The sequence below is a fragment of the Larkinella rosea genome, assembly GCF_003858635.1.
Lineage (GTDB): Bacteria > Bacteroidota > Bacteroidia > Cytophagales > Spirosomataceae > Larkinella > Larkinella rosea.
Genome location: NZ_RQJO01000011.1, coordinates 189,392 through 212,217 on the forward strand (window position 1 = coordinate 189,392; position 22,826 = coordinate 212,217).

The following is a 22,826-nucleotide window of genomic DNA, read 5'->3' on the forward strand; positions in this document are numbered from 1 at the left end:
TCAGGAACTATACGGCGTAATTTGTTCGTCGACGTAGCACCAGAGCCAGCTTTCGCCGGGTTCGGCGGAGGCAATAACCGGATGGCCGGTTTGGTGGAAGTGCTTGGTTGCGTGCTGGTTGCGGGACGAATCGCAGCAGTGCGTCTGGCCGCAGGACTGGCAGGTCCGCAGATGCACCCAGTGATCACCGGTTTTTACGCATTCTTCGCAAACCGCCGGTACATCCGGCAACGTGACGGTTTCAATCGCATTCAGGTGTGAACAGCCTTTTCGTTTCAGCATAGCAATTTTAGGTTTCTGCCAGGTATTTATGGACAAAACTGACCGCCATCGCCCCTTCGCCCACGGCGGAAGCCACGCGGTTCATGGCCCCGGCCCGCACGTCACCGGCGGCAAAAATACCGGCGCTGCACGTTTCAAGTAGAAAGGGGTCGCGGTCTAACTTCCAAAACTCCTTATAATCCGGGTATTTCGCAAGATCGCGACCGGTTTCGATAAAGCCTTTGGGGTCTTTAATGATGTTCATTTCGATCCAGTCGGTGAACGGTTTGGTACCGATAAAAATGAACAAAGCGCTGGCCGGAACCTTCGTGCGCTCGCCGGTCGGAATGTCTTCCAGCAGCAGGCATTCCAGGTGCGATTCGCCGAGTCCTTCGGCCACTGCCGTGCAGGGATGAACGTGGATATTCGGCGTTTTTTCAATCTGGTCGATCAGGTACTGCGACATGGTGGCCGTCAGATCGGGACGCCGGATGATGATGTGTACTTCGGAAGCCGTTCGGGAGAGGTACATCGCACCCTGACCGGCCGAATTGCCGCCACCGACCACATACACCGGTTTTCCCTTGAACGCATACGCTTCGGTGGTGGCCGCTCCGTAATACACCCCGGCGCCCGTTAATTTTTCCAAACCGGGACAGTCCAGTTTGTGGTAGGCAACCCCCGTACTGAGCACGATACTCCGGGCAACGACCTCATTGCCGTCGCTCAATTCAATGTGTTTATACTGCCCTTTCGGCTTGATCGCAACCACTTCGTGCGGAGCCAGAAATTCCACGCCAAACCGGGTGGCCTGCGTAATGGCCCGGCGCGCCAGTTCCGAACCGCTCAGCCCCGACGGAAAACCGAGGTAATTCTCGATCCGTGAGCTGGTTCCGGCCTGTCCACCCGGCGCGCGTTTGTCGATCAGAATGGTGCGTAAGCCTTCCGAACCGGCGTAAACGGCAGCCGCCAAACCCGCCGGACCCGCACCAATAATCGCCAGATCGTACAGCGATTGGGCCGCTTTGGCACTCAGCCCCAGCTTTTCGCCTACGGCGGGCATCGACGGTTGTTTCAAAACCGTACCGTTTTCCAGCACCACCACCGGCAGATCTTTTGGCTCGATCTGGTGCACGTCAACCAGCTTTTTGGCTTCCGGATTGGCTTCAAAATCAAGCCATTGGTACGGAAAAAGGTTGCCCGCCAGGAAATCTTTCAGCTCGTGGGTCTGGGGCGAAAACTGGTAGCCGATGAGCTTGAGCCCTTCAAAACCGGGTCGGTAATTCGACTGCCAGTCGTTGAGCAATTCGTCCAGAACCGGGTATAATTTTTCCGTCGGCGGGTCCCAGGGTTTATTCAGGTAATAATCCAGTTGAATGTCGTTGATGGCCCGAATGGCTGCTTCAATGTCGGAATAGGCCGTCAGCAACACGGTTTTGGCCCGCGGATAAATCTTGCGGGCTTTGATCAGCAGATCGACGCCCAGCATATCCGGCATCCGCTGATCCGACAGAAACAGCGCTACTTCCTCGTTTTTTTTCTGCAATTCGACCAGCGTTTCTAGTACTTCGTTGGCCGAAGTAGTCGCCAGAATCTTGTAATTTTTCCGGTATTGCTGCCGTAAATCCCGCTGAATGGCCTGCAAAACCGCCTGATCGTCGTCAACGGCAATAATGATGGGAAGTTTCATTTTTGTAACTAAGTAAAGGGATACATGGAGAAGGGAATAAAGGAGGAATGAAAGAGGGGAAAGGTGCCGGTTTTTTCCTTATTTCCCTTTTCCGTTTATTCCTTCCTCCCTTCCTCCATCAATGGGTATACACACTTTAAACTCGGTTCGGCCCGGTTCGGAAGTGACGTAAATCCGGCCGTTGTGGTGGCGAATGATGCCCTGCGCAATGTCCAGGCCAAGTCCGGTTCCTTTGCCAACCGCTTTGGTCGTAAAAAACGGTTCGAAAATGTGGTCGATCTGATCGCCCGGAATGCCCGAACCGTTGTCGATGACGCGGATCAGTTCAAATTCATGATCGACTTCGCCGGTAATCTGCAAGTGGCCGCCCTCGCTCATGGCGTCCACGGCGTTGTCGATCAGGTTGGTCCAGACCTGGTTCAGTTCGCTGGGAAAAGCCTCCAGTTGCGGTAAATCGTCCGGGATCTGAACATCGACCTGAATGTTTTTTTCTTTCAGTTTGTGCTTGAGCAACACCAGTGTGCTGTCGATGCCTTCCCGAATGTGAATGCATTCGCGCCCCGTTCCGCGGTCCATGTGCGTATAGGATTTGATCGCGTTGACCAGAACCGCAATCCGTTTGGAAGCCTCCGTAATATCGTTGACCAGCCGCTCTGTCATCAGGTTGTTGACCATCCAGTTCAACACCGTCGCCCGGCCTTCCGGGGCAACATCCTCCAGCAGCGTATCCAGATCGTCGATCGTGAACCCGAAATCGATCAATGACTCGGTCAGGTCGTCGTCGTCCGAAACCCCGTTGTCGTCGAACCAGTCGAGCAGCGCATCTTCCAGGTTGCTGCGTTCCAGCAGCGACAGGCGGTTTTTGCCGGTTTGCTCGTTCATTTTCCGGAACAGCAGCTCGCTCACCCGGTCCACCATCTCATCGGTGACCCGCAGCGCCATCACGTCCTTAAACCGCTGGGGTGTGTTTTGTAAGTGCGATTTCAGCGTATCCGAACTCCGCACCACCGCCGAAACCGGGTTGTTCAGTTCGTGCGCCAGACCTGCCGACATGCGCCCCAACGCCATCATTTTGTCATTTTGCTGCATCAGCCGCGTCGATTCCCGCACCCGCGACGTCATCACCTGCACCAGCGTTTCCGTCAATTCGTATTGATTCTGAATCATTTCGCGGAAATGGTCGCGGTGCATCGACAGCAGCGCGGTGGGTTCCAGCGTTTGCCAGTAGGCGATGGATTCCACCATTCGGGAAAAAGGCAAAACGCCTTCCAAAGCGCCTTCTTCCGCCGTCCGTAACTCCTGCTGCTGCCCCTGCTGGATGAAGTAAAACCGGATTCGACCTTTGAGCAGAATGTAAAAATGATCGGTCGGATCGCCGGGCGAATAAAGAAGGGTGTCCGCCGGATACTCGAGGCAATCGGACTGATCGACCAGCCAGCTCAGCTGCGCTTCCGGCACATGCTGAAAATTCGGATTGGTTTTCAATAAAGCCAGGCAATCCATGGATAAAGCGGGTTTGAACTCATAAGATAGGCAATTGGCAGCTGGTTTCCATCACTAACTTATCGTCCAGACCGGTTTTTGTCAGTTGAAGTCGTGATTTTCACCGGACATACGCTTTCTTCCGCTCCATTCTTTTTTAAGCTTAAAAATGCAAATGGCATGATGGAAAGCCTCCCTGCTTACGGAACCGACACAACCCGGAAGCCGTGGGCATAAGAACCATAATTGGGTATGCCAGAACCGCGAGACGCTACTCTGGCTGATTGCGGATCATTGGTATTGCCGCCAAAGCAACCGCCACGCACGATACGCCACCGATAATCCGTAACCGGGGGGCCTGTGGGATTACTGCCTGGACTGATGGCATAGTAGCCTTTCTCAAAAAAATCACTGCACCATTCGGATACATTCCAACTCATATCATATAAACCCAATTCATTGGGCTTCGTTTGACCCACGGCACGCGTACCGGTTCGCTGGGTTTTATCGGCAAGCCAACCCACCTCCTTAAAGTCATTGCTGCCAGCGTAGATGGTTCCGCGACTTTGCTGACCCCCACGGGCCGCATATTCCCATTCGGCCTCGGTCGGTAACCGATACGTTCGGCCCGTCTTCAGCGTCAGCCATTCGCAATACGCCACCGCATCATTCCAGCTCACGTGAATAACCGGATGGTTATACTCCGAACGAGGGCGAATTTTGCCATACGCGTCGCATCGCCAATTTACGCCGGATTGTATTTTAGCAAGACCATATTGAATTCCGGAGGGTGGTATAATAAGACCAGCATTAATAGTATAGCTTCCCTCACCCTTCTCGGCATCGGTCTTGTATTCGGTCGCTTCCACAAACCGCTCAAACTCGGCCACGGTCGTTTCAAACTTGGCCATCCGGAAACTGCTGAGCGTCACGCGATGGATGGGCTTCTCATACTCATTTTTATTGCTTCCCATCAAAAAACTTCCTTCGGCTACATTCACCATCGCTACCGGCTCTAAGTCCACGACCGGTTTGGACGTCGCTTGCTGCCGGGCGGGCGGTGTGGGGGCATCGGTCCGTTTGAAATAGAAATCATCCGTGATGAAACCGGCCTGGTAGGGCGTCTGGCGGGTGTTTTTTCCCGTTACCGCCCGGGCGGTGTTTTTAAAAATACTGATCAGCTCCAGATTGGGTTGCCGCAGTTGAGTAAGCAATTCCTGGGTAAAAAGACCGTTCCGCTGCCCCGCGTTTTCGCTGGCGGTTTGTCCAGGAGAGGCCGCAAAAAAGGCAATTGTGCCTCTAGGCGTATTGACGGCTCCCAAACCGGACCCCGCGTTACGATCCCAGCCCCGGAAAGGGTTGTTGCGGCAGGCGTCGACGAGCAGGATATTGGTCTGGCTGTTGGCTTCTTTCATGCTGCTCATCACGTCGTTGAGGCTGAGGGATTTTCGCTTGGCCAGGGTTTCATTCAGGCCACTTCGCACCTCGACCGACATGAGGTAATTGAGGTTGTCGCTGGCTTCAAACCCGTGTCCGGCAAAATAAAACAGGCCCACCTCGTACTTTTTGAGCCGTTGGGTAAAATCGGAGACGACGGTTTCCAGTTCGGTCTGGTTGAGATTTAGTTTGAGGATGACCTCAAAGCCCAACTGCCGGAGTTGGGCGGCCATGTCCTGGGCATCGTTGGCGGCATTAGGGAGTGCCTGACCAGCGTAAGTGGAGTTGCCGATCACCAGGGCCAGGCGGCCGGTTGGCGGTTGGTTAACGTTGCTAATGGGCTTAAAAGCGCGTTGGGGTTGAGCCTGCAAAGAAGAAAAGCTCCACAAAAGAAGGAATAGAAAGTACTTCATACGGTGGGTAGGATAAAGAATCTCGATCCTAAAAATAACCATTTCAAAACGAATCATTCAGGGTAGTGACGGTTTTTTTTGCCGGTAATGCCTCCACCACGTTTACCTCTGATCTTCAGCAACAACACGCAGGGAGTCCTTCACCCAATCTATTGCCATTCCTATGGAAAGGTTATCACACCCGGGAGCTTCTTTTATCGATTTTCGTCAACGGTTGTGGTTGACACTGCGCCGGGCGGTTGTAATTTGCGGTATGAAGCCTTTCTATCTCCTGTTAGCCGCCCTCTTCGGATTCGGTACGGCATCGGCCCAGCCCATACGGTTTGCGTTTGTCACTGATACGCACGTCGGCGCACCCGCCACGGCGGCCGAAGACCTCCAGCGCACCGTGAACGACATCAACGCCCAAACCGACCTCGATTTTGCGGTTTTTACGGGCGACGTCACCGACTTCGGTTCCGACGAGGAATTCGCGATTGCCAAACGCATTCTGGACGGTCTGAACAAGAAGTGGTACATTTTTCCGGGAAACCACGACACCAAATGGTCGGAAAACGGCTGCAACAGTTTCCGGCGGTTTTTCGGAGCGGAGCGGTTTGCCTTCACGTTTGGCAACTACCGGTTTATCGGCTGCGGCAGCGGTCCCAACATGCGGATGTCGCCGGGGCTGGTGGCCCGCGAAGATGTGTTGTGGCTCCGGTCCGAAGTAGAAAAGTTAAAAGGCAGCAATCAGCCGGTGATTTTCATGAACCATTATCCGCTCGATGAGTCGCTGGAAAACGGGTATCTGCTGATCGACGAACTTAAGAAAACCAACGTTCAGGCGGCTTTTTGCGGGCACGGCCACGCCAACCGCGAACTGAATTTTGAAGGCATTCCGGGCACGATGGGGCGGTCCAATCTGCGGGCGAAAGACGAGGTGGGCGGTTACAACATCGTGACGATGCAAAACGACACCATGACCTTTGCCGAACGGACACCCGGTTTTTCGACCCAAGCCGTCTGGCGAACGATTGTGCTGAAAAACCACCATTTCGATCCGACAGAGGCCGCGAAATTCCCCCGACCGTCGTACCAGATGAACACGCAGTACGCGACCATACAACCGGTCTGGGCCAAACAGGACAGCAGCGACATCGGCGCGGGCATCGTCGAAAGCGCCGGTTTTTGCATTTATCCCAACACCAGCGGACAGATTGTCGCGCTTAACACGGTCGATGGAAGTGTGCGCTGGCGGTTTGCGACGGGCGGAAAAGTCTATTCGACCCCGGCGGTTCGCAAAAACCGGGTGGTGGTGGCTTCTACCGACGGAACAATTTATTGCCTCGATAAGCGAAACGGTAACTTATTCTGGAAACAGGAAACCGGCAAGCCCATTGTCGCATCGCCGGTGATCGATCGGAATACGGTTTTTATTGGCAGTTCCGAAGGGAAATTCCGGGCGTTGTCGCTGGCCGATGGTTCGGTGCGCTGGACGTTCGCGGGCGTGAAAGGCTTCGTGGAGTCGGTGGCGGTTTTCGATCAAAAGAAGGTCTATTTCGGGTCGTGGGGCTCGTCGCTGTACGCGCTGAACAAGAAAACCGGTGATTCGGTCTGGCGGTGGACCAACGGCAAAATCCGCAACTTTTCGCCCGCGGCCTGTGTACCGGTTCTGGTCAAAAACCGCCTGTTCATCCAGACGCCCGACCGCACCGTAACGACCATCGACACCGAAACCGGGCGGGAAATCTGGAAAACCGCCCAGCACAAGGGTTTCGAGTCGATGGGCGTGTCGGCCGATCAATCGCTGATTTACGTCAAGTGCATGCAGGATTCGGTCTGGGCCATTCCAACCAACTCGGCCGACGGTCGGGGCGCGTGGTTTGTCAACTGCCAGTTTGGGTACGAAATCAGTCCGGGCCCGCTGACGGAACGTGACGGCCTGGTCTATGTCCCGACCGACGAGGGCGCGCTTTACACCATCGACCGCGAAAACCGCCAACTGCTCTGGGCACACAAACTCTCGAACGCCATGCTCAACCGCGTCTGGCCGTTGAAAAACCGCCGGGTGCTGGTGACGACGATGGACGGAAAAATTGCATTGCTGCAAAACACGATCAACCGCTGACCGGGTTTTGCAGTAAAACCGGAATATCTGCCTGCCGATCATCTTCCAGTCCCATGCCCGCGACGGCCAGTTCGTAGGCGTCGATAATCGAAAGCCCCGAACCCAGCGCCTGATAAAACGTGGCCGAAAAGGCAATGGCGGCCTCGTCGCTCACCGAGCGCTGCATGCCAATCACGTACGGAATGTGCGCGCTGATGGCCCGGGCCTGTGGCTCGGAATAGCAGGCATTGAGCAGAACGCACTGGACCGAGTCGTCAAAAACCGCAAAAAGCCGCCCCAGCGCGTCGGTGCTGACCGTTTTTAGCTGGCCGCTTTCGGTTTCGAGGCAAAGCCCTTCATCGGTGCCGTGACCGGAAAAATGCACGATGGTTGGTTTTTCCTGCAAAATGGAGCGCGTCAACGTCCGGGGTGTAACGGCCAGACTGGTTGAAAACAGAACGCCTTCGCTGCCCCGGAGTTCTTCCTGAATTTCGCGGACTTCGGCCCCCAGCCGGAGCGGTTCCATCGTCGTGGGATTGGCCGAGAGAAACAGAACCCGTTTCCATTTTTTGGCGCCCGTTATTTCGTCGTCGCTCGTTCCGTCGCTGCTGATCAGCACTTCCTTTTCCAGCACATCCAGGTCTTTGGAGCGGTTTCCGAGGTGAACCGTGACCTGCAGCAGGAGCGGATGCCGACCGGCTTTCAGCGGGCGGACAAAAAACTTCCATTGCGTGTCGTCGCCGGTCCAGATGTCCTGCCGCTCGGTGCTGGTGGTTGTGATTTTGAAATACTCCCCGCCCGAACTGTCGACCAGCCGGACACTCATTTCGTTGCCGATAATAATGTCCTGATGGATACTGGTTTCGCTGATTTTTAACAGCGCGGTTTCCACTTCTTTTCCCGCAATCCGGACGGTGCAGGTCGTTTGTTCGTTCACTTTCATGGAACCGGGAATGTCGTATTCGAGTTGCCCTTCGCGGATGGAAGAAGTTAGAAGTTGTAATTTATCAATGATATTTACGTTTCGAGAACTTACCACGGCATCACCATCGAAAAGTGCAGATCTGTCTGAAGACCTCTGGCTCTGTTTGGGTAATGGAACTACGGGCGGTTGAAAGCGCTGCCTAAGCTCTGGAGTTATTAATTGAGGGCTTTTACCTCCCCGCTCTTTGCTGAGCGGCTGCACCATGTCCGGATGTTTGGCGACCAGTTCGTTAATGCGGTTCATGAACTTCATCGCCACCTGCTGAAAACCGTCGTCGTTCGGGTGGATTTCGTCGTACCACTGGTCGGGCCGCACGGTTTTCCGCAGGTCAATATACGAAACGGTTTCCGTGAACCCGGCCGCCACGGCTTGGATGCGGGCGTTGAACTCGTCGAGAATAAATTGAATAATGGCAAACCGGTCCTGCTGGTTTTTGATGCCTTTTTCGATCATGTACCGACCCAGCCAGCCTTTGTCCGTCACGCTGAGCGGAATCACGTAATCGTAGCCGTGGACCAGAATCTGCAGTTTGGGTTTGTGGACTTTCAAATGGCCGAACATCGCTTTGTAGATGTCGCGCAGCGCATCCAGTTCGGCAAACACCCTGTCGTTCAGGAACCGGCGCGGATTCTGGCCGGGCGGTTGGCTCAGATCCGGTTTATCCTGCAAAAAGGTGCGAAACTGCTCGCCAAGAATGTCGTTGCCGCCCCCGCTGATGAGGAACATCGCCGGTTTTTGGTCGTCAATCGCGTCCAGGTATTCGCCGGATTTCTGGTAATTCCGAAGTGTATCGCCCGCTGCGGCTACGCAGTAAACCGCAAAAGCCCGCGAAAGATGATCGATGGTGTCGGTCACCAGCGGGTGTTGAAACCACGAATCCCCCTCCGAAACCAGCCGGACGCGATCCGGAAAACGCTTGATAACCTGCTCGTAATGACGGTTTCGCAACTTGCGGGCCACGGCATTGGCCAGATCGAGTCCCCAATCCTGAATCGGACCGCGCTCGTCGAGGTGGGCCGAATCGCGGACTTTTATCTCCGGTTTTAGTTGGTAATCCGTCTCCCAGTTCGTTCCTGGTTTGGCATCGAAATAGAGGCCCAGCGCAAACGGCGTGGTCACCGGATCGTGAAGCATTGCGTTGAGTTCGGTGGCCCGAATCACATTGGGTTCCGGGTTGATCAGTTGCAGGGTGTAAAACTGCGTGGTCCAGCCCGTCAGTTGAACCGGGGCGGCCGACACTTCCTCGGTCGCAAAACCACCCCGTTTGACGTCCCGGTTTGCGTCGCCGGGCATCGGTGGATCGGGTAAGGTGGCCAGCGTCAACGCCTGAGGATCGAACTCGTCGGAGCTGATAATCAGTTTGATATGTTCCAGTCGGGAGGGCCAGTTGTAAGCTCGAATGGCACCGGGCAGGCTGGCGGGCAAATAATCTTTTTTATTGATGCCCAACGATACCGAATTGCCCGGTTCGAGCGGATACGCCTTCGGATTTAAAAAACCGGTAAACGATTCGAAAGTCGACGACAGGTATAAAGCGGCACAATACAGCGTATTGGCGTTGCTGGCCGGATTGGTGATTTTTACCTGAATATTGCTTTTCCAGCTTCCATCCGCCTGTTTTTCGTAGTCAATCGGAACCGCATCGTTTTCCGACAAAATCGGCGTTGCCAGACCGTCGGCTCCAATCCGGGCAAATTCTACCAGCAGCGGTTTTCCCGGCAGTCGGTTGGTATCCGTATTGGTCAAACCGGTCATAAACTCCCAGCGCGACAGGTGTTTCAACTGATCGACCAGTTCACTGATGGCGGTCGTTGAACCAGATTCGATTACTTTTGTCAGCGGGCGAAAAGGATCGCTGGGGTACGTAATGTAGTAGGAACCGTCCTGATCATGAACCACATACTTTGCCCGGGTTTGTTCTTCTTCCGTTACAATCAGCCCCCCGCTTTCGCTGGCAAGTTTGTTCAATAAAGCTTGTTGATCCTCCGGCAAACCGCCTTTGCTTACAACCGTAACGGGCAGTGGCGTTGTCATCAAACCGTCGATAACTGCCTGATAAACCACCGTTCGGTTCAGGTTAAATGATCGGTCAAACCGCAATTCCGTCGAATCGATCCGGATAGTACCCAGACTCGCCGGATACTTTTTTTCCGGATCATCCGGGTCAAACGCGACAATCGATTTCGTTTCCTTCGTAATGCCGTGAATGGCTCCCAGGCTCAGCTGCCAGCCGTTTTTCGGGTTATACGTAACCTCGCCAATCGCCGATTGCCCGGGCTGACCGGGCCGGTTGAGGAAGGTCGCGTAGAGCAGGGCGTCGTCGCCGTTGGCGACATAAATCCGGGGTTTTTGTTCAAAAACGTTGCGCAGGTACTGCCGCACACGACTTCGCAACGTGTAATAACTGAGGTCTCCGGCGGAGGCCCGTAGCACGTTCAGCAGCGTTTTGGTAAATACCCCTTCGCCACTGACTTCCATCGCCGACTCGTCGGATTCGCAGGCCGATAATTGAATGTGCGTTCCTTCGGGTAACGCCATGGCATCACCCTGGTCACGGATCGTATCGGCGGAGATTTGCTGTCCGAAAATGAAGTGCTCCCAGGTCCGTTTTTTAAATACAAACGGAATCCGTTTTTCTTTCGGCAAATCTTTTTTGAATACAGCTTGCACCAGTGCGCCATTGCGGGTGTTGTCGCCCGAATGGCAGCAGTCGAAGATGGTGACGATGTGCGGTTTTTTGGTGGAGAGTTCGTGAATCAAATACCGTAACTCCTTGTCAGATAGCAGGAAATCATCGAGGGTCTGTTCCGTGTAATGACAGACGATACACTCCAGCTTTCCATCGGTTTCGTGTTTCCAGACGGTGGTGTCAGCCCATTCCTGGGTGCCGTGACCGGAAAAATAGAACAGGGCAATATCGCCTTCCTGGGCCTGTCCGAGATGTTCCTGAAAGGCTTTGACAACGCTGGATTTGTCGGCTTCGCTGTCTTGTAAAAAACGGATCTGGGAATCGAAAGCCGGATCGTTTTTTAGGTATCGTCTGATTTTCTGAGCATCCGCCACACAACCGCCCAGGGCTGGAAACCGGACCTGTCCCTGCAAAATCAAATCACCCCGGTAATCGTCGATACCGACAATGAGGGCATAAAGCCTGGGTTTTACGGGAGCCGTCGTTTCTTGCGGTTGCGGCCCGGTGGCTGATTCAGAGATCGGGGTTGTCATGGACTGTTTTCATTGGTACCGTTTTTTCAGAACGATACATCGTTGGATCGATTTAGGAATGGGTACTCGTAACAGGTCGTAAAACCGCTTCAGCAGACGGATTAGTTAAAATGCTTTTTGAGAAAATTCAGGCCGTTTTTAAAGCTCAACCGATCGATCACGTCGGCAGGTATTTCAATGGGGTTGACGATGAACGGACTGGTATTCAGGTGGGCCGCCATGGCTTCCAGCGTCGCTTTCATGCGCTGCCCGAAAAAATGCGGGAGTTGCTCCGAAGTGGGGCAGGTTTTAATGGCCGATACCAGCCCATCAAAATCGGATCCTAGGCAGATGTGGTCCCACGGATCAATGGATGCGGAGACGGCGCTCTCCGGGTCGGCATTTCCTTTGGCCAGTTCAGTGATGAGTACCAGGTGGATGACATTCTGGCAAAACGCCCACAAATCCTGCTGAACTTTACTCTGGTTGCCATCAAACTGATTGGGCAGGGCTTTGGTCGGATACAACATTCCCTTGCCTTTGGGCGGTAAGGTCGGTTTTTCCATCGTCAGCCAGTTCTTCGGGAAATCGTGCCTGCTAAATCGCTCGGGTTCGACGCCGACGGCGCCCAGAATCCGGCGGTCCATCGAAACCCCGATCAGCCCACCCGAGCGCATGATCCGGATGATATCTTCGTCGTAGAGGTTGATGGACCAGGTGTTGAATTTAATGGAAGTAAGACCGGAATGATCGGAATCGGTCGGGGGAATTTCGCGCAAAAAACCGCCTGATGGCTGGTAGCTCACCACCATGTTCTGGGGGTGGTCGGCCGGTGAGTCAATCCGCTCGAACGGCGGCTGATCCCAGGAGGTTCCCGTGACGCCCATGTGGGTTGCCAGAATGGGCACGGTCGGAAAGTCCTTCTCCATGATCTCGTACACCCGTTTGCGCGAAGCCAAGCCCAGGTGTTTGACGTCGATCAGAATTCGTTTCTGGCCCGCTTCTTCGCTCAAAGCGGTTCGCAAAAACTGCTCGCCGACCTCGCTGAGCCCGTTTCCGGTTGGATCGAACGAACCTACATCGACCGTGTTGCCGGCAAACCGGATCGGAATGGCCCAGGCGTGATTGGCCAGTAAGTTCTGGCCGTGGTGCGTCATCGTAATGTACAGCAGGCGGGGAAACTGTCCGGCGGTGAGCGGGTCGGCAGAATGGCGTTTCCAGAATTTCAACTGCTCAATGATTTCCTGCGGATGATCGCCCTGCTCCTGATCAAGCAGTTTTTTCTGAACGTAAAAATTATGTCCCCCTTCGATGGAGACCACCACATAAACCGTGTTGACGTCCGGATTAGCGGGGTAATCGGCAATGCTTTGTACCAACTGGTATTGCCGTAAACCTGATTTTTTAGACAGAAACGTCAGGAAATGAGCGACATCCCGGTTGGTTAAAATGTCAAAATAACTATCCTTTTCGTCTTTCATGTTTTGAAAAACGTTTTTACCCAGGTTTTTCACCCGTTTCAGGTCTTCGACAAAGGCGTAAACGCGCTCAAAGGCCAGAAAGCTGGCTACTACCAGACTGCCACCGGGAATTTGCCCAAAACTCGACTGCGAATCCAGCGAATCCCCCGCTACTTTTTCCAGACACGGCCCCAGGCCCAGGGGAGCTTTGATCTGGATGTCCACAAAGTCGATCGGTGTCGGACATTGGTTTAAATCATCGTTTAATAAAGACGACTTGAACGACGGATGGCAGTGAAGATCGAAAACAGTCATTTTTGAAAAGGTTTAGAGATGGAGCTGGACGGTTTTGTTCGAATGATCGGGCTGGTTATTCCTCCGAAACGCAGGTTAATGCTGAAACCATGATTGGGATAGATAAGATGGGTTGAGTTGGGCGGGTAATGCGTACTAACCGGAGCGGTTTTTATCAGAAAGATAATTTATGCGAAACTTTCGTATGGAGCAGAATCTATTTATTAAACGGCAAAACGAGCGACGGAAGGGCTTTTACTGGTGGTTTAGCGACCGGTTTTTCCCTGGGAAATGCGCAAAATCGGGAAGGTAAAAACAGACTGCCGCGGTGGTATTTTATCGATAAGGAATGATTTAAAACGGGAGTGGGATTAGTTAAAAAAGGGTTAGCGGTTTTTGTTTTTGATGCAATTGGTTGAATCGGATTTCTTCGTATCGATTCTTTTTAAACTTTAAAGGATAAACTTCTAATTTTCAACAAACAACTCAGGCCAGCCGGAGGGTCGAGGGTCGAATCGTCGGGACATGCAGGCTGGCTAAACCGGTTTTCAGACGCAGCTCCGAATACTCATAATGATCTTCGAACAAATCCTGAAGTTCGTGAACATATTGCAGGTACCGACGGGGATGGACGCTCAGCCAGCAATTAACCCCCGGAATCAACCGGCAGTCTTCAAAAACCCAGCCGTGCGCCGAAGCGTCGGGCCGGAAGCCAAAAGCCGTCAGCCACTGTTTGGTGAGTTTGATCGGCAACGGGCGGTGGGTCGTTTGAAGATCCCGCAGCATCAACTCGGTGCTGAGTACCGGTTCGGTATGGATGAGGTAATAACGATTTGACTTCGGTCGAATGATCATGGTGCGTACGGCAGATCGGAAACTCATTCCAAGATAACGAGGAAAAGGGCCCACACTGAGCCTTGTGACCATTTTGTTACATAATTTTAGTAACCGGTATTTGTGATATGGTAACCTTGTTTCGTTTGTCGGACATTCGGTTTCGGCTCCGGTTTTGCTACCGAACGGAAAACTTACTTATTGGTTAGAAAGGAAGCAGCAATTGCTGGCCGGAGAGATCGTCGGAAGCTTCCAGATTGGATAACGAAACGCCCAATAACCGGACGCCTTTGGCCACAGGCAGGAGCGACGTGAGCAAGTCCGCACCGATCCGATCCAGAAATGATTTCTGGGAAATGGGACCCAGCGTGGTCCGGCTGCGGGTAATCTGTTCAAAATCGGCATATTTCACTTTTAACGTAACCGTGCGGCCCACCACCTGCATGCGTTCGCAAATCCGCCAGACGGAGTCGAGTTCGGGTTGTAAACCGGCCAGCAATTCCGCATCGGAGGTCAGGTCCTGGTCGAAGGTATTTTCTGAACCAATCGATTTCCGCAGCCGGTCGGGCGTCACCGGCCGCTCATCGATGGCCCGGGCGATGGTGTAATAGTAACTTCCTACTTTCCCAAAGTGCTTTTTCAGAAACGTTTCTGATTGTTGCCGGAGATCCCAGCCGGTAAAAATGCCGAGTTGATTGAGCTTGGCGGCCGTTACCCGGCCAATGCCGTGAAATTGCCCGACGGTCAGCGTTTCCACAAAAGCCAGTCCCTGCGCCGGTTTGATCACGTAGAGTCCGTTCGGTTTGCGGTAATCCGAAGCCAGCTTGGCTAAAAACTTGTTGTACGAGACGCCGGCGGAAGCCGTCAACTGGGTTTGCTGCTGAATTTTGGTGCGGATTTCTTCGGCAATTTGCGTCGCTGAAGTGATGTTTTTCAAATTATCGGTCACATCCAGATACGCTTCATCCAGCGACAACGGCTCGATCAGGGGCGTGTATTCGGCGAAAATAGTCCGAATTTCGTCGGAAACGTATTTATAGACGTCGAAACGGGGTTTGACAAAAATCAGCTCGGGGCATTTGCGGATGGCAACCGAAGACGCCATGGCCGACCGAACGCCGAATTTACGGGCTTCGTAACTGGCCGCTGCCACCACGCCCCGCTGGCTCGATCCGCCCACGGCAATGGGCTTGTTACGCAACGCGGGATTATCCCGTTGTTCAACGGAGGCATAAAACGCATCCATATCGATGTGGATGATTTTGCGGCTCGCGGGCTGGTTCACGGAACGATGTGTTGCGGTTGAAACATAGAATCAATTTAATGCTTTTTGACGGAATGGTAAATACCAGTTAAAAACCGCACGAATCAGGTCTTTTTCTTTTTGCCAAAATTTGAGTTGATCCTACTCTCGTGTAGCTTTACACCGTCGTTTACGGTTTTCGGGGAATCAAGTTTCACTTAGTTTTCAAAATCAATCAATAAGCTACTTCGTCATCTGCCCAATGCCATGACCTGCGGCAACCTGCTGTGCGGGTGTATTGGGTTGGTTATGACCCTGCGCGGGCAACCCGAAACTGCCGCCTGGCTGATTGTGCTGGCCGGCATTCTTGATTTCGGCGACGGTTTTGTGGCCCGGCTGGTGCACGTTTCCGGACCGTTTGGCAAAGAACTCGATTCACTGGCCGACGTTGTTACGTTCGGGGTTTTGCCCGCAACCCTGATTTTTCAGGAACTTGAGAATCAGGGATTGGGAAATTGGGCCTATCTGGCGTATTTAATTGCCGTTTTATCGGCCCTGCGACTGGCTAATTTCAACATCGACACCCGCCAGTCCGACCAGTTCATTGGGCTGCCGGTTCCAGCCAATACGATCTTTGTTGCGGCTTTTCCGCTCATGAGCCACTACCAGCCCCAGTTTGCTTTTTTGTGGCATACTCCCATCACGCTGTTTATTCTGATCGGTTTTTCGTTCATGCTCGTGGCCGAATTACCGTTGCTGGCCTTTAAATTTAAATCGTTCGGCTGGCGCGAAAACCGGATAAAATTCAGTTTTCTGATACTATCGGCGTTTCTGTTATTATTTTTGCAATTCGCAGCCGTACCGCTGATTATCGTATTATACATTTTGATCTCATTTTTTGCTAAAAAAAGAGTGTGACGAACCCGGACGTAAAAGGTTGATTTCGAGCCTTTTCTTTCTACATTCTTCACCATCTTACTCCTTCAATCATGAAATACATCGCTGAAATCGACATAATGCCCCAGAAGGAAATTCTTGATCCGCAGGGAAAAGCCGTCAAATTAGGGTTGCACAACCTTCACATCGATTCGGTGGGCGACGTTCGGATCGGGAAGCACATTCGACTGGAAGTGGAAGCGGAGTCGGAAGAAACGGCGAAAGCGACCGTCGACTCGGCCTGCCGCCAACTGCTGGCTAACCTGATTATGGAAGAATATTCGTTTTCGATTGCCGAAATCTCTGCCTAAGGCATGGCCTATTCAACCATCACCGGCCTGGGGTTTTACGTTCCCGAAAATGTCGTTACGAATCAGGACCTGACGCAGTACATGGATACGTCGGACGAATGGATTCGGGAGCGCACCGGTATTCAGCAACGGCGGTATTTCACCTACGGGAAAGACACCAACGCCAGCATGGCAACGGCGGCTTCCCGCATGGCAATCGATCGCGCCGGTTTGCAAACGACTGACATTGAGCTGATTGTGTTTGCGACCATCACGCCGGATTACTTTTTTCCCGGTTCCGGTTTTCTGATGCAGCGCGAACTGGGGCTGGAAGGAATCGGCGTTATTGACATCCGCAACCAGTGTTCTGGATTTGTCTACGCGCTGTCCATTGCCGATCAGTTCATTAAAACCGGAATGTACAAAACCGTACTGGTGGTGGGTTCGGAAATTCAATCGACCTGGATCAACAAAAGTAACGCGGGCCGGGGCGTGGCGGTTATTTTCGGCGATGGCGCGGGCGCGGCCGTGGTGCAGGCTACCGACGATCCCGACCACCGCATTCTGTCCACGCACTTGCACGCCGATGGGCGCTACGCCGAAGACCTTTACGTTCGCGATCCGGGCAGCAGCCGTCCAGCGCGTTCGGCCACCAAAGAGATGGTCGACGAGGGCGGTTTTGATGTCGTTATGAACGGAAATGCGGTTTTTAAACACGCCACGGTACGCTTTGGGGAGGTCATCAATGAAGCCCTGAAAGCCAATGGCTACACTGCCGACGACATCGCCCTGCTGGTGCCCCACCAGGCCAATATTCGTATTTCGGATTACGTTCGGCAGCAGCTGAAATTGCCGCCGGAGAAAGTGATGAACAACATTCAGCAGTATGGCAATACCACGGCTGCTTCCATTCCCATTGCCCTCACCGAAGCCTGGGAGCAGGGCCGTATCCAGCCCGGCGATCTGATCTGCCTGGCCGCGTTTGGCAGCGGTTTTACCTGGGCCTCGGCCTTACTGAAGTGGGGGAAATTGACGAATGACCATTGACGAATGACCATTGACCATTGTCAGTTGTCGATGGTCATTCAGTACTGACCAATCGCCAGCATCACCAGGGTGCAGGCTTCAATGGGTTCGATTCCGTTCTGTTCCAGGTCTTTCTCAAAAGCCGGATTTTCTGTTCCGGGGTTGAAGATCACCCGCCGGGGTTTCAGCTCTTTGATGTAGTCGTAAAGTCCCGTCTGATTTTTGGGTGAAACATAGAGCGTAACGGTATCAATATCGTTCAGCTCGGGCCGACCGGTTTGAATCGGATGATTCCGAATCGTTCCCGACCGTAAACCGAGCAATTCAATTTCATGCCCTTGTTGAACCAGGCGGTTGGCGGCCTTGTTGGCGTAGCGCTCCGGGTTTTCCGAAGCACCAACCACTAATGTTTTACTTTTCATTATTTTTTCTGTCAATCTGCACTTATTATAAAAACTATTGGGCTGGCAGTTTAGTTTCTACATTCGGAAATCCATTATAGACTTATTTTCGTATATAAGTTTCTATTGGCTCCATTTCTCCATTTCTCATTACTCCTCTTTTAATTTGCCCGATCAATGTATTGCTTTGTTTAGTGTTAAGTATCGCATACTTAAACAAAAAAGTAGTGCGTTATTCACCAGAAATTGCCTGAGATTTGAAAAAAAATGCCTATAATGTTTTTTAAGTATCTTTTAATTGGGTTTGTTAAACAGTTGAAATAATATTTTGTTAATTGTTCATTGAACAAACCCACCAAAGTTTACAAAACCGTTTCACTTGTTATGACTGATAAGCGTACCAGTAACTACTGGAATGAAAAATGGGTGCCTATCCATTTTGATGGCATCGAGAACCCGCCCCGTTATGAAGTCTCGAATTTTGGTCGATTGAAAAGTTTTCAAAATGACACCAAAGATGGCACGCTGATCAATGGCTCCATTATTCAGGGATACCGCTCGCTCAATATCCGCACCGGAGGCAAAACGATAAACCGGTATTTTCACAAGCTGATCGCCGAATTGTTTCTGAGCCGTGATAATCCGGAACAGACCTACGTTATTCATCTCGACCACGATAAGAAGAACAATCATTTTCAGAACCTGAAGTGGGTTACAAAGGCCGAGATGATTGAGCATAACCGCACGAGCCCGAACATTCTGAATCGGGAAATTCCGCGCCGAACCCGGAATTACAAGCTGACCGAGTCGAAGGTGAAGATGATCAAGAAATTGCTGAAGAACGAGAAAAACCGCCTGAAAATGATCGCGAAGCAGTTTGGTATCACGCATACCCAGCTGAACCGAATCCGCTCCGGCGAGAACTGGAAGCATGTTACGATTGACGACGACCTTCCGAATGAGAAAAACGAGAAATAAGGACTGTCGGGCTGCCGCCTTTAGCTAACCCCTGAACTAGTTTAACCCGATACTTTCGCCTTTCAGACCACTTGCCGTACCGATGGGTGGGATGTGCGGCAGCGTAATAAAAAATGTCGTTCCTTCGCCGGTTTCGGTTTCAAACCAGATGCTTCCACCGGCGTGTTCAATGCCGCGTTTGGCAATGGCCAGTCCCAATCCCGAACCGCCTTCTTTCGTCGTGAAATTAGGCAGGAATATTTTGCTGCGAATGGCTTCCGGAACACCCGCACCATTGTCGCAGATTTCAATATTGATGTGCTCGTCAGTTACCCGCAACCGTAATTGAATGACCGGCTTTCGATCCGACGAAACCGATTGCACACTGTTGATAATCAAGTTTGTAAGGATACGGCCAATGAGCTGCCGGTCGCCCATGACCATCACCGGGTAGGGAGAGATGTCGCGTACGAGCGATATTTTACCGTCGTCGGCGTACAGATCGGCGGCTTTGTTGATGACCGACGTAATCTCGAATAACTCATTTTTGGGCAAAGGCATTTTGGCAAAATCGGAGAACGATGTTGCGATGTCGCTGAGGTTGTCGATCTGATCGAGGAGGGTTTCCAGGGTGCGTTGCAACACCCGACGGGCCGTCGGGTTGTCGGTTTGCAGCGTGCGTTGCAGGTGCTGCAGTGTCAGTTTCATCGGCGTCAGCGGGTTTTTGATTTCGTGCGCAACCTGCTTGGCCATCTCGCGCCAGGCCGACTGTTTCTCGCTCTGCGATAAGGCCTGCTTCTTTTCTTCCAGCTTGATCAGCATCCGGTTGTATTCGCCAATCAGGAGGCCGATTTCGTCATCCGATTTCCAGTCCAGCGGCTCGTTAAACCGGTCGAGGTTTGTTTTCCGGATTTTCTGCGTAATGATTTTCAGCGGTTTCGTCAACACATTGGAAGCCCAGTAGGAAACCAGCAGAAAAATCATGAATAAACCGGTAAAGACGCTCAGCGCGGTTGAAACCACATCGATCATCTGGTGCTCCAGTTCGGGCTCGGAACTGAAATGGGAAATTCCCAGCATGCCCCGCAGCTTTCCATCGTAGGATTTAATGCTGGCATAGGCCGTCCGGTACGTTTTTGTCCCCAGCGATTCCGTTAACAAAACCTGATTTTCTTTTCGTTCTACCAGGTGAATGTACGCTTCGGCGTTGATACGCTTGGAAAGATGCCCGCTTTCGTAAACCAGCGGTTGCGTCGAACAGCACAAATTGCCCTGAACATCGAACACGCTGATGTCGATATCGTCGTCCTGCGTAATTTTCTCCAGTTCTTCTTCAATATACGCTTCGCTGGTGCCCGACTGTAAATATTTGGTCCAGATCGGCAGAAAATTCGAACTGATGTTCTTCGCGTTGGTTAGATACGTGTTTTCCTGGTACGCGTCGTAGTTAGAACTAATAACTCCGAACGTAATGGCCACGACCAGCACCAGCGGCAGAAAGAAGGCTGCGTTGAGGTAAAGCTGGGTTTTGGTGGAGTAGTTAATGTAAAACCGGGAGAGCCCAAACCGGATGGTATAGGCCAGAATCAACAGTAAAATATAGAGAATCAGGACGAGATAGAGGAAAGAAAAATTCGAGAAAATATTACGGAGCGGGTAATTTTTCGAAGAAACAATCACGATCTGACCGCTTTCGTCCCGCAATCCGACGTGCTTATAGGAGTTGTAGGATATGCCTTCGTCGTATAAGGCCGCATTGTCGAGCTCTTCCTTCGGAAAACCGAGTTCGTAATTATATTCCCGGTTGCTGTATAGAAAACGTTTATCGGGGCTGAAAAAGCCAAAATTATAAACATCTGTTTCGGGCGCCTGAATAAATTTCCGGTCAATCAGTAACTCAGGATAGGACGTACTGGGTAGATTTTGGTTCAATTTCAGGTCGAGTACGATGTGTCCGACCACATTTTCGCCCTCGTTAATGTCGAGAAACTGGATGTATTGTTTTTTGAAGTTGTTGCCTCCGTCGTTGATGAAGTAAAGACCGGTATACTGGGTACGGTACCGATCCTGATAAAAGCGGTTGGCAAAGTGCTGGTAAGCGGCTTCCGTTTGCTGAGAATCCAGCGATTGAGTCGATTTGTTGAAAACCAGTACGTCGATTGCGTACCGACTGAAATAGTTGTCCTGTAGAATATTTTTTACGCGTTGCTGGATTCGTTCGCGCACCAAAATGGTATCGCTGGTCAGGGCGCGCAGAATATCGGGGTCCTGCATAATGGTCGTCCGCGATTTATTCAGCAGGAATTCGCCGAACGCGTCGTTCTTCACCTGCAACTGTTTGCCAAATTCCCGTTTGTTAATCAGGTCTTTCTTCAATCCCTGATTATAAACGACATAGGTGGCAACCGAGGCACAAATAAAAGCCGTAAAGAACAGGTACAGCGTGGTTTTATACCGAAAAGAATACAGTGCCCGCGGGAAACGGCTGATGTAGAGCACCATAAAATAAACCGCCTGAATGCCCAGAATCCAGGGCATGGGCGTGGAACTCTGCCAGAAAATCAGAACGGCCAGCGCGGAGCCAATCGTAAACCAGACAATCCCCCGCCATAGCGTTAAATTCAGGCGAATGAACAGGCTGGAAAAGACGTGCTGCAGCAGGAAGAAAACCGTCGAGATGCCGATAAACACCAGCAGACAAGCCAGCTTCATGCTCGAAAATGACAAACTGAGCGTTATGTCGAGCGTGAATCCGGACTTCTCATAAACCGTATTCAACTCGTGAAAACAGCCGTAAAAAACGCTGTAGCTGATCACCACGGTCGCCACCGATACGGCGGCTTTCAGCCCGTCCGACTGCCGGAGCAGCCAGTAGTAGGAGCGGGTGCGGTAAAACGTGCTGGCCAAATAGAGGGCCAGAATGACAACGACGATGCAGTTTAGCAATTGATCACCCAGGGAGGGGGCCACCACCGACGATCCGAAATAGCGTGGATTGAAGAGGTGGGTTTCGAAGAACAAAAAAGGCACGCCGAAGTACAGCATAACCACCCGCAGCACCACCAGGTAGAGCGCCAGAATGACAAAACCGGCTCCATAATGACGGCTTCGTCGCAAATTCAGCGTACGGCGGATGAGGTAAATCCCCATAAAAAATACCGACAGCAGGGCCAGCACCACCGTATTGACCGGCGAGGTCTGGTTCTGGTAGCCTTCCAGTTGCGGAGGTACAACTGTAAACAGAAAAACCGGTGTCTGGTCGTACATACTCCGGTAGATGCTCCCCTTTTCGAGCGTGATTTTCTGGGGAGGTAACGAGAACAGATCCGGATTAAACCCCGACCGCAGGTAACTGTTTTCAATCTGGTATTGGCGGTAGACGTTCACCAGCGAGAAGACTTCCAGCGAATCGGCTCCTTTCCGGATAAACTGCCGGTTTACGAGGTATTTCCCCTGCGGAAAAGAGATAAGTTTGGGGTAAATAATACTCTTGAGCCGCTGATAATCAGGGATAAATCGGAAATCGGACCAGTAGAGCAGCTGCTTATTCCGAAAAATATAATAGGGGTATTTGGTTTCAAGACTCAAGTCTGCCAGCTTGTTCGGAATCGTGTCCTCCATGAGCTGACTGATGCGCTGAAGCTCTTCTAAACTGGTGTTGAGTTCGGTTTTAATCCGTTGTTGAGTCGTCAGGAGATATTGTTCGTCAGCCGCACTGATTGCCCCTCTTTCCAGCACAGAATAGAAGAAAACCGACAGTCCGAGTGCCAGAATGGAAAGAATGAGGAATATATGCTTGTTGAGTATACTCACAACAAAAAAAAATGATA

General features: G+C 52.0%; 15 protein-coding genes. 5 read left to right on the forward strand and 10 right to left on the reverse strand.

Going from position 1 to position 22,826, the window contains the following annotated elements; genetic code table 11:
- The 4 genes from EHT25_RS24895 to EHT25_RS24910 form a co-directional block, all read right to left on the reverse strand.
- Entirely contained in the window at positions 1-282 is a 282-nt protein-coding gene (locus EHT25_RS24895; RefSeq protein WP_124877902.1) for a UBP-type zinc finger domain-containing protein, read from the reverse strand.
- Positions 283-289: 7 nt separating this feature from the next.
- Entirely contained in the window at positions 290-1,951 is a 1,662-nt protein-coding gene (locus EHT25_RS24900; RefSeq protein WP_124877903.1) for an NAD(P)/FAD-dependent oxidoreductase, read from the reverse strand.
- Positions 1,952-2,029: 78 nt separating this feature from the next.
- On the reverse strand, positions 2,030-3,454 hold the full coding sequence (locus EHT25_RS24905) for a sensor histidine kinase (RefSeq protein WP_124877904.1): 1,425 nt from the start codon (positions 3,452-3,454) through the stop codon (positions 2,030-2,032).
- Between the two features lie 179 nt (positions 3,455-3,633).
- Positions 3,634-5,283 (reverse strand): SUMF1/EgtB/PvdO family nonheme iron enzyme, encoded by a 1,650-nt coding sequence (locus EHT25_RS24910; RefSeq protein WP_185731480.1) that lies wholly within the window; start codon positions 5,281-5,283, stop codon positions 3,634-3,636.
- A gap of 253 nt (positions 5,284-5,536) precedes the next feature.
- Here EHT25_RS24910 and EHT25_RS24915 point away from each other — a divergent pair, with 253 nt between their 5' ends.
- On the forward strand, positions 5,537-7,390 hold the full coding sequence (locus EHT25_RS24915; protein ID WP_124878227.1) for an outer membrane protein assembly factor BamB family protein: 1,854 nt from the start codon (positions 5,537-5,539) through the stop codon (positions 7,388-7,390).
- Here EHT25_RS24915 and EHT25_RS24920 read toward each other — a convergent pair.
- The 4 genes from EHT25_RS24920 to dinB all read right to left on the reverse strand — a co-directional run bounded on the left by EHT25_RS24920 (position 7,380) and on the right by dinB (position 15,428).
- Positions 7,380-11,576: a caspase family protein gene (locus EHT25_RS24920; protein WP_124877906.1), complete on the reverse strand. Its 4,197-nt coding sequence runs from the start codon at positions 11,574-11,576 to the stop codon at positions 7,380-7,382. The genes EHT25_RS24915 and EHT25_RS24920 overlap by 11 nt on opposite strands.
- Before the next feature lie 101 nt (positions 11,577-11,677).
- On the reverse strand, positions 11,678-13,330 hold the full coding sequence (locus EHT25_RS24925; RefSeq protein ID WP_124877907.1) for an amidohydrolase family protein: 1,653 nt from the start codon (positions 13,328-13,330) through the stop codon (positions 11,678-11,680).
- A gap of 465 nt (positions 13,331-13,795) precedes the next feature.
- Positions 13,796-14,164, reverse strand: a complete 369-nt coding sequence (locus EHT25_RS24930) for a hypothetical protein (protein WP_124877908.1) — start codon at positions 14,162-14,164, stop codon at positions 13,796-13,798.
- A gap of 184 nt (positions 14,165-14,348) precedes the next feature.
- On the reverse strand, positions 14,349-15,428 hold the full coding sequence (gene dinB, locus EHT25_RS24935; RefSeq protein ID WP_124877909.1) for a DNA polymerase IV: 1,080 nt from the start codon (positions 15,426-15,428) through the stop codon (positions 14,349-14,351).
- Between the two features lie 192 nt (positions 15,429-15,620).
- Between dinB and pssA the strand changes: the two genes are divergently transcribed.
- The 3 genes from pssA to EHT25_RS24950 all read left to right on the forward strand — a co-directional run bounded on the left by pssA (position 15,621) and on the right by EHT25_RS24950 (position 17,659).
- Positions 15,621-16,304, forward strand: coding sequence for a CDP-diacylglycerol--serine O-phosphatidyltransferase (gene pssA, locus EHT25_RS24940; RefSeq protein ID WP_310588781.1), 684 nt, complete (start codon positions 15,621-15,623; stop codon positions 16,302-16,304).
- A 71-nt stretch (positions 16,305-16,375) separates the two neighbouring features.
- Complete coding sequence (purS, locus tag EHT25_RS24945; protein ID WP_124877911.1) at positions 16,376-16,633, forward strand: phosphoribosylformylglycinamidine synthase subunit PurS; 258 nt, start codon at positions 16,376-16,378, stop codon at positions 16,631-16,633.
- 3 nt (positions 16,634-16,636) lie between these two features.
- The gene (locus EHT25_RS24950; protein WP_124877912.1) at positions 16,637-17,659 is read left to right on the forward strand and encodes a 3-oxoacyl-ACP synthase III family protein; all 1,023 of its coding nucleotides are present in this window, start codon (positions 16,637-16,639) and stop codon (positions 17,657-17,659) included.
- A 38-nt stretch (positions 17,660-17,697) separates the two neighbouring features.
- On the opposite strand, the gene EHT25_RS24955 is transcribed toward EHT25_RS24950, so the two are convergent.
- Positions 17,698-18,060 carry a CoA-binding protein gene (locus EHT25_RS24955; RefSeq protein ID WP_124877913.1) on the reverse strand — a complete coding sequence of 121 codons (363 nt, stop codon included), beginning with the start codon at positions 18,058-18,060 and terminating at the stop codon, positions 17,698-17,700.
- A 363-nt stretch (positions 18,061-18,423) separates the two neighbouring features.
- On the opposite strand from EHT25_RS24955, the gene EHT25_RS24960 reads away from it, so the two are divergent.
- On the forward strand, positions 18,424-19,017 hold the full coding sequence (locus tag EHT25_RS24960) for an NUMOD4 domain-containing protein (RefSeq protein ID WP_124877914.1): 594 nt from the start codon (positions 18,424-18,426) through the stop codon (positions 19,015-19,017).
- Positions 19,018-19,053: 36 nt separating this feature from the next.
- Here EHT25_RS24960 and EHT25_RS24965 read toward each other — a convergent pair whose 3' ends face one another.
- A complete protein-coding gene (locus EHT25_RS24965) occupies positions 19,054-22,809 on the reverse strand; it encodes a sensor histidine kinase (protein WP_124877915.1) in 3,756 nt (1,251 codons plus the stop codon).
- Between the last annotated feature and the right edge of the window lie 17 nt (positions 22,810-22,826).

Bases quoted from the DNA above. Each gene is read 5' to 3' on its own strand.
- EHT25_RS24895 (WP_124877902.1), bottom strand. From the start codon at position 282: ATGCTGAAACGAAAAGGCTGTTCACACCTGAATGCGATTGAAACCGTC.
- EHT25_RS24905 (WP_124877904.1), bottom strand. From the start codon at position 3,454: ATGGATTGCCTGGCTTTATTGAAAACCAATCCGAATTTTCAGCATGTG.
- EHT25_RS24910 (WP_185731480.1), bottom strand. From the start codon at position 5,283: ATGAAGTACTTTCTATTCCTTCTTTTGTGGAGCTTTTCTTCTTTGCAG.
- EHT25_RS24920 (WP_124877906.1), bottom strand. From the start codon at position 11,576: ATGACAACCCCGATCTCTGAATCAGCCACCGGGCCGCAACCGCAAGAA.
- EHT25_RS24915 (WP_124878227.1), top strand. From the start codon at position 5,537: ATGAAGCCTTTCTATCTCCTGTTAGCCGCCCTCTTCGGATTCGGTACG.
- EHT25_RS24960 (WP_124877914.1), top strand. From the start codon at position 18,424: ATGACTGATAAGCGTACCAGTAACTACTGGAATGAAAAATGGGTGCCT.
- EHT25_RS24900 (WP_124877903.1), bottom strand. From the start codon at position 1,951: ATGAAACTTCCCATCATTATTGCCGTTGACGACGATCAGGCGGTTTTG.
- EHT25_RS24925 (WP_124877907.1), bottom strand. From the start codon at position 13,330: ATGACTGTTTTCGATCTTCACTGCCATCCGTCGTTCAAGTCGTCTTTA.
- EHT25_RS24950 (WP_124877912.1), top strand. From the start codon at position 16,637: ATGGCCTATTCAACCATCACCGGCCTGGGGTTTTACGTTCCCGAAAAT.
- EHT25_RS24930 (WP_124877908.1), bottom strand. From the start codon at position 14,164: ATGATCATTCGACCGAAGTCAAATCGTTATTACCTCATCCATACCGAA.
- purS (WP_124877911.1), top strand. From the start codon at position 16,376: ATGAAATACATCGCTGAAATCGACATAATGCCCCAGAAGGAAATTCTT.
- EHT25_RS24955 (WP_124877913.1), bottom strand. From the start codon at position 18,060: ATGAAAAGTAAAACATTAGTGGTTGGTGCTTCGGAAAACCCGGAGCGC.